Annotated in this window: 9 protein-coding genes; all 9 read right to left on the bottom strand. The window is 36.9% G+C overall.

Annotated elements, in window-relative coordinates:
• Positions 1-157: 157 nt before the first annotated feature.
• On the bottom strand, positions 158-460 hold the full coding sequence (locus tag EHO58_RS05545; protein ID WP_135679162.1) for a HigA family addiction module antitoxin: 303 nt from the start codon (positions 458-460) through the stop codon (positions 158-160).
• A 13-nt stretch (positions 461-473) separates the two neighbouring features.
• Positions 474-755: a type II toxin-antitoxin system RelE/ParE family toxin gene (locus EHO58_RS05540; protein WP_135679159.1), complete on the bottom strand. Its 282-nt coding sequence runs from the start codon at positions 753-755 to the stop codon at positions 474-476.
• A gap of 335 nt (positions 756-1,090) precedes the next feature.
• On the bottom strand, positions 1,091-1,267 hold the full coding sequence (locus EHO58_RS19650) for a hypothetical protein (protein ID WP_208728728.1): 177 nt from the start codon (positions 1,265-1,267) through the stop codon (positions 1,091-1,093).
• A gap of 6 nt (positions 1,268-1,273) precedes the next feature.
• On the bottom strand, positions 1,274-1,534 hold the full coding sequence (locus EHO58_RS19645) for a hypothetical protein (RefSeq protein ID WP_208728727.1): 261 nt from the start codon (positions 1,532-1,534) through the stop codon (positions 1,274-1,276).
• 230 nt (positions 1,535-1,764) lie between these two features.
• A complete protein-coding gene (locus EHO58_RS05530) occupies positions 1,765-2,304 on the bottom strand; it encodes a hypothetical protein (protein WP_135679157.1) in 540 nt (179 codons plus the stop codon).
• A gap of 202 nt (positions 2,305-2,506) precedes the next feature.
• Positions 2,507-3,076, bottom strand: coding sequence for a hypothetical protein (locus EHO58_RS05525; RefSeq protein ID WP_135679153.1), 570 nt, complete (start codon positions 3,074-3,076; stop codon positions 2,507-2,509).
• Between the two features lie 178 nt (positions 3,077-3,254).
• Positions 3,255-4,445 carry a hypothetical protein gene (locus tag EHO58_RS05520; RefSeq protein ID WP_135679150.1) on the bottom strand — a complete coding sequence of 397 codons (1,191 nt, stop codon included), beginning with the start codon at positions 4,443-4,445 and terminating at the stop codon, positions 3,255-3,257.
• A 179-nt stretch (positions 4,446-4,624) separates the two neighbouring features.
• The gene (locus tag EHO58_RS05510) at positions 4,625-5,362 is read right to left on the bottom strand and encodes an ankyrin repeat domain-containing protein (protein ID WP_167483192.1); all 738 of its coding nucleotides are present in this window, start codon (positions 5,360-5,362) and stop codon (positions 4,625-4,627) included.
• 192 nt (positions 5,363-5,554) lie between these two features.
• On the bottom strand, positions 5,555-5,968 hold the full coding sequence (locus EHO58_RS05505; protein WP_135679140.1) for a hypothetical protein: 414 nt from the start codon (positions 5,966-5,968) through the stop codon (positions 5,555-5,557).
• Between the last annotated feature and the right edge of the window lie 273 nt (positions 5,969-6,241).

The following is a 6,241-nucleotide window of genomic DNA, read 5'->3' as shown; positions in this document are numbered from 1 at the left end:
CTAACGACCAAGGTGTTCCGACGTTTGCAATGGCACGAGTTTGCTCTGCAAACGAAGTGACAGACGCAAATGTGGCGAAGCCCGAGCGAGTGAGTCGCGAAAGCGATCTCCGAGCGGAGCGGAAGCACCGACAGTTATACGAAGTTGGGCAATGAACTCAGCCCGTTCTTTGGAGCGTCTGAATACTATCTAATTTAAGCTTTAGCTTTTCTTTCTGTTTCCTTATTTCTAAATCATTTTGAAGATTTATCCAAAACTTATCGGACATTCCAAAAAACTTAGCTAATCTCAAAGACATATCTACTGTGATTTTACGCTTACCGTGCAAAATCTCCAATACTGTAGAGGTTGAAACATGTAGTTCTTTTGCAAGTCTATATGGTGTTACCTCTAACGGATCCAAAAACTCCTCTCTAAGAATTTGAGAGACTGTTGGTGTAGGAATTCTTTTTGTTTTCATAATAAGTCCTCTCTCAATGATAATCAACTATAGAGACATCAAAACAATTTCCCTCAGAGAATTTGAATGTAATTCTCCACTGGTCATTTATCCTGATAGAATAATAATTCTTTAAGTTACCTTTTAAATGTTCAAACCTATTAGCCGGAGGGCTTTTTAAGTCTTCTTCTTTTTCAGCATTTTCCAAGATAAGAAGTTTGATTAATGCCCTACTTTGTATTTCCGGAGGTATTTTCTTTGAAAATTCTTGGTGAAAGATCTTCTCAGTCTCTTTGTCTCCAAAAGATTTGATCATTTATCCATATATTCGCAATGCAGATATATCTGTCAATCGGATATATTCTTATATATGATGAAAATTACCAGGAAAGTGGGAAGCTTATATGGTTTCTTTTTCTACTTTTAGAAGAAGCCTTTTTGCCCAATTTCGTATAACGACCAAGGCTTGACGACGTTGGCGATTCCTGAGCCTCGAAGAGGCGGTAGGAACAGGCACGAACTTTTGCTTCGCAAAAGGCGTGACTGAAGCCAATGTGCCGAAGGCCGAGCGAAGGTTGCGAAGCAATCCTGAAGCGCAGCGTCAGAGCCGATAGTTAGGCGCAGTGGTCATTTATGCCAATAAGCATAAAATCAATCCTCTATTTTGAGTTGAACTTTGCTTCCATCAGGCAAATCTTTAATTTGAAGTGCAACATCACCTGAAAATTGAATTAATTCAATAAAGCTAATAACCGAAATATTAGACAATTTATACTCACCGCCCAAGGTTCCAGGGACTTTAAGACAATACTTTCTACCATCTGCCAATTTTCCTTATCTCTCATATGCGAGATCGACTAGAGATCTCATTTCCCAATCTTCAATGAAATCATGATCATTTAATAAAGCTGTTAGCTTATCTGAATTTAAAGCTATTATTTCACAGTAAAGGTCTTCAGGACAAAGTCGCCAATATTGTCCTTGCTTATCTAAAATTAATAGATTTCCAAATTCATTTTCCTTTATAATTTTTTCAGGATCAAGACCCGTCCATCCCCAAGATTCTTTTAAAACATCCAAAATTGTTTCTAACATAATAAAACATTCCAGCCAATAATTCGAAGAGCTATTTGAACAATGTTCCGACTAAAATCAGATTTTTGACCATTGCGTCTAACGACCAAGGCTTGACGACGTTTGCGATGGCACGAGTTTGCTCCGCAAACGAAGTGACAGAAGCAAATGTGCCGGAGGCCAAGCGAGAGTTGCGAAGCAATCTCGAAGCGAAGCGTCAGAGCCGATAGTTAGGCGCTGGCGTTTGGATTTTAAAGGTCAGGCAATTTCACTCTAAGATGCAATACATTATTAATTAATTCAAATGTATCGGAAGAATTAGCCGCTTCGACATTATATATTAATAGAAAATCAGCTTCTTTGTCTTCAAACTTTGAAAGTTTTTTTAGTTCCCTACTCTTTTTTCCATTAAAGAAAGTGGGCGCAACATTAAAAGCCTCACCTACCAATCTACGCTTCCCTTCACTCGCCATGATATCAAAAGCCTTCTCAGATGAGACACTGAGTTGCGCAGTATATTCTGTGTATGGGAAATTGTGTTCTTTGAAGGTTTGGGGATCTAATAAAATCTTAATACCAAATAGAATAACCAAATCTGACATTATTCTATTCATTCCCTCAAACAAACTGACATTCGGATACGGACCACGATTGAAGCTCTCTCTTTTGAGTATTTTATAGAACTCGGTAAAAGAGTTAGCTTTAATCTCTAATGGAATCTTTTGCAGATCGCTTAGATAGCGTTCAATTTCTTGGCCTATGTTTAAACTATTTAATACTTTCTCACTCATATAAATTCTAAACGCTGGCGCCTAACGACCAAGGCTTGACGACGTTTCGCGAGTGCAAAGCACTTGGCGCGAGGCTTGCTCTGCAAGACGAGTGACAAAGCGAAATGTGCCGAAGGCCAAGCGAAGGTTGCAAAGCAATCCTGAAGCGATGCGTCAGAGCCGATAGTTATGCGTCGTATTTTGCGATAATATAAATAAATTCTTATTGTGATACGATCGCGGAAAATTCTTTAAAGATTCCTTCCATCGTATAAATCGCTTCATTCTCAATAATTAAGTAAAGAAAATAGACAATCGCAAAAGGTACACATAAAATTAGAGAAAATAATACATGAACGTTAAGCAATGCGAAGGTAAACGTAATAGAAATATATCCAAAGAATAATAACGGATATAAAAGCAATATCAATGATACCCAAGAAATTCTTATTTCAGCAACCCAAGAATTTGATTGAAACTCGACCTTTGAATAAACAAGCGGTGTTCTCCTACTAATCCCCGAAATAGTTTCGGAAGCGAGTCTTCTTCTCACAAAGAACAAAGTTTCCGAAACCACCTTTACAATCCCAGATTCAAATTCTTGAACCTTGCCCAAGGACAAGGCCATATTCAAATTTGAAAGAATCATTCTTTTAAGAAATATTCCTCCGGAAAAATCTATATCAAAATCTCTATAATCTTTAATGAATGTCAAGATGAGAGCTATCGTTGTTAAAACGATTACTAAAGAAATTAATACGAAAAGAGCTATTAAAATATTGTTTAAATACATGTTTCAAAATATGACGCATAACGACCAAGGCTTGACGACGTTTCGCGAGTCCGTAAGGACTTGGCACGAGGCTTGCCCTGCAAGACGAGTGACAAAGCGAAATGTGCCGGAGGCCAAGCGAGGGTTGCGAAGCAAACCCGAAGCGCTGCGTCAGAGCCGATAGTTATACGCCGTTCTTTTAGATTTTAACTTTGGCTTTTCTTAATGTATTCAAAAGATTTCCTATAGAAGCAATAATCAATCGTGCTTTGTTTATGCAAACTTTGAGGGTCCATTGTCTTTTCTTAAGAATTTTAAAAAGAATTTCTGCAAGCACTTGCTCATTCATTATTGCCATCGAAGCAATAGACTCTACGCCATGTGCTTTCAAACCTGCAGTAATAGCTTCAGCAAAATAATTCAAATCTTGTAATTGTTTTTTATTCGAAAGCTCAATGATCGTATTCCACTCCACGCGTAAGAACAAATCGCTCGACTTAACTGCTTCAGTAATTTCACTCGTAAAACTAAGTAACTGATCATTGCTACCCTTAATGATTTCAAATAAGTCATCGTTTAAGCTTTTGCCTTTCAAATCAAAAGCGATATTACGCGCATTAAGCTCAAAACCTAGATATACATAGCTATCCTTTTTTAACTCGGAAATTTCGAATGTACTAAGATTTAATTTTTTACCAAATTTTTGAACATAGGCGTCCCGTTCCACTCGAACTTTCGGAAGAATTTCTTTTGCCATCCATTTTTGAATATTATTATTAAAACCCTTTAATACCGAATATGGAAAAAAATATATATCCATATTTCCAAACGGTTTGATTCTTTTTGGATGATCATTCAGAACCTTTCCCAAAGGTATTTGTGTGAATTTTAAATCTGAGCCGATTTTTTTCTTCTTTTGAAAAAGCAAATCTAAATTTTCCGAACTCTTCATTACACAAAAATATTCTTTTGAGTTGAATTTAAAGAGGTCAGAGATTCCCTTTTTTGTGAATTTAGCATCATTGAAAAACTTCTCAACCAAATGCTGAAGTTCATTTTTATCATTTTCGCTAATGGCTAATTTTTCTTTCGTTTTTGCTAGCTCGGCCTTTAAATCAGGCCCCATATCCGACCAAATACTTTTTCTCTCGATTATTAAAGTTGCAATTAAAGGCGAAAGGCCTGATAAAATTGCATCGATTATTATATATTTGGTTTTAATCTCAACATCCAAGAAGCAGTACTTCAATAACGGTAATCCGAGAAAGAAAATTACTGAAAGAGGGATAAGAACACCTTTATTTTGAGTTATAAATTTAATTGCACGATTAAAGTATACTTTGCCATGCAGATAAAAAAGCTGAAGAGAATCAAGTGAGTATTTTAACATAAACTGTTGGTAATTAAATCTTAAAAGAATGGCGTATAACGACCAAGGGTTATCGACGTTTTGCGAGTGCGAAGCACTTGGCACGAAGCTTGCCACGCAAGCTGAGTGACAAAGCGAAATGTGCCGAAGGCCAAGCGAGAGTTGCGAAGCAATCTCGAAGCGCAGCGATAAGCCGACAGTTAGTCGCAGTAAATGCGGGCTTTCGAATTTTCCTCGAGATACTTTTTAACTTCAAATAATTTCTTTCTTGCTGCAATTTGAATTAAACTCTCATCTTTTTCATTCACAACATTCATTTCTGCACAACGGTTTATTAATTCCTTCACAATTTCCAATTGCCCATGCTCAACGGCTAATACTAAGGCTGTAACTCCCTTATTGGGAGAATCAAACTTTGAGTATCTATCAATGCTTACTCCAGCGGAGATGAGATCTTTCACGCATTCTAAATTACCTTTGGATGAACAGAGCATCAAAATTGTAAAATCGAATTTCACTATATAATTTGGATCTCCGCCGTTGCTTAAGTATTCCTTCAGTTCGACTTGACCAAATGGATTGCCTCTTCTATCGGATTTTTCTTCAATCAATTTAGCAATTTCAAGCCGATTCAACTGCAGCGCAGTTACATATGGATAATCGTTGTAATCTTTTTCTAAAATCGCAAGCATTGTTTTCTTTAATAGAGACTTGTCCGAATACTCTGTTGATAAAGTTAAGTTGAGTAAATTCAAATACCGAGAATCAACTTTTCTAAATTTTACATTCGATTTCAATAGCTTGTCAGCTAATTCTATATTATTGGTGCGGATTGCCTTTATTAACTCGACTTCCTGCTTACTGTCGAAAAGTAATTGTCCCCTGCTCTGAATCGAGCAACAACTAAGGCAAAGGATTAAGGTTATTTTATATTTCATAAATATAAATTTTGCATTTATTGCGACTAACGACCAAGGGTTATCGACGTTTTGCGAGTGCGAAGCACTTGGCACGAAGCTTGCCATGCAAGATGAGTGACAAAGCAAAATGTGCCGAAGGCCAAGCGAGAGTTGCGAAGCAAGCTCGAAGCGCAGCGATAAGCCGATAGTTAGGCGTAGTCGCTTATCTTATTAAGGTAATTTTGAAAGAATATATCTTTCACCAAGTCCTTCGCCTTCATAGTAGGCCAGTTCCCCTGGAAGAATAGAAATAATCGACGAATGGCCAGAACTAACGATCTCATTTAATCCATCGTCAAGCCTTAGAAATTGCATATCCAATTTTGCACTTTCGGAAATAATATATACTTCATCAGGAATATTTCGGACACTACTAAGAGCTTTATAGATTTCATCAAGTTCTTGAAAAGAGCCAGGAATTCTCAACATGTTAGAATTTATAAAATGCTGAAAATGAGGCAATGATTCTATAAATTTCTTTCTAATCCGAGGTTTTGTTAGTATTTGTTCAAATCTATCTCTATATGCTCTTTCTATAAATGAAATTGAAAATTTAAGAATATGCATCTCTTCTGAATATAGCATTTTTAAAATGTAAATTTCCCCGAAAGTTTCTTAAATTTCAGTATTTTATACTGATAAATTTTAAGCGATTACGCCTAACGACCAAGGTGTTCCGACGTTTGCAATGGCACGAGTTTGCTCTGCAAACGAAGTGACAGAAGCAAATGTGGCGTAGCCCGAGCGAGAGTTGCGAAGCAAGCTCGAAGCGGAGCGGAAGCACCGATAGTTAGGCGACGTGGTAATGTAAGAGAATTCTTATTCTGTTTCTTTGATTCCTAAGAAAGCATTATTGAT

The organism is Leptospira selangorensis (assembly GCF_004769405.1).
Taxonomy (GTDB): Bacteria; Spirochaetota; Leptospiria; order Leptospirales; family Leptospiraceae; genus Leptospira_B; species Leptospira_B selangorensis.
The sequence above is the reverse complement of the archived record's forward strand: the minus strand, read 5'-3'. Positions and strand labels throughout refer to the sequence as shown.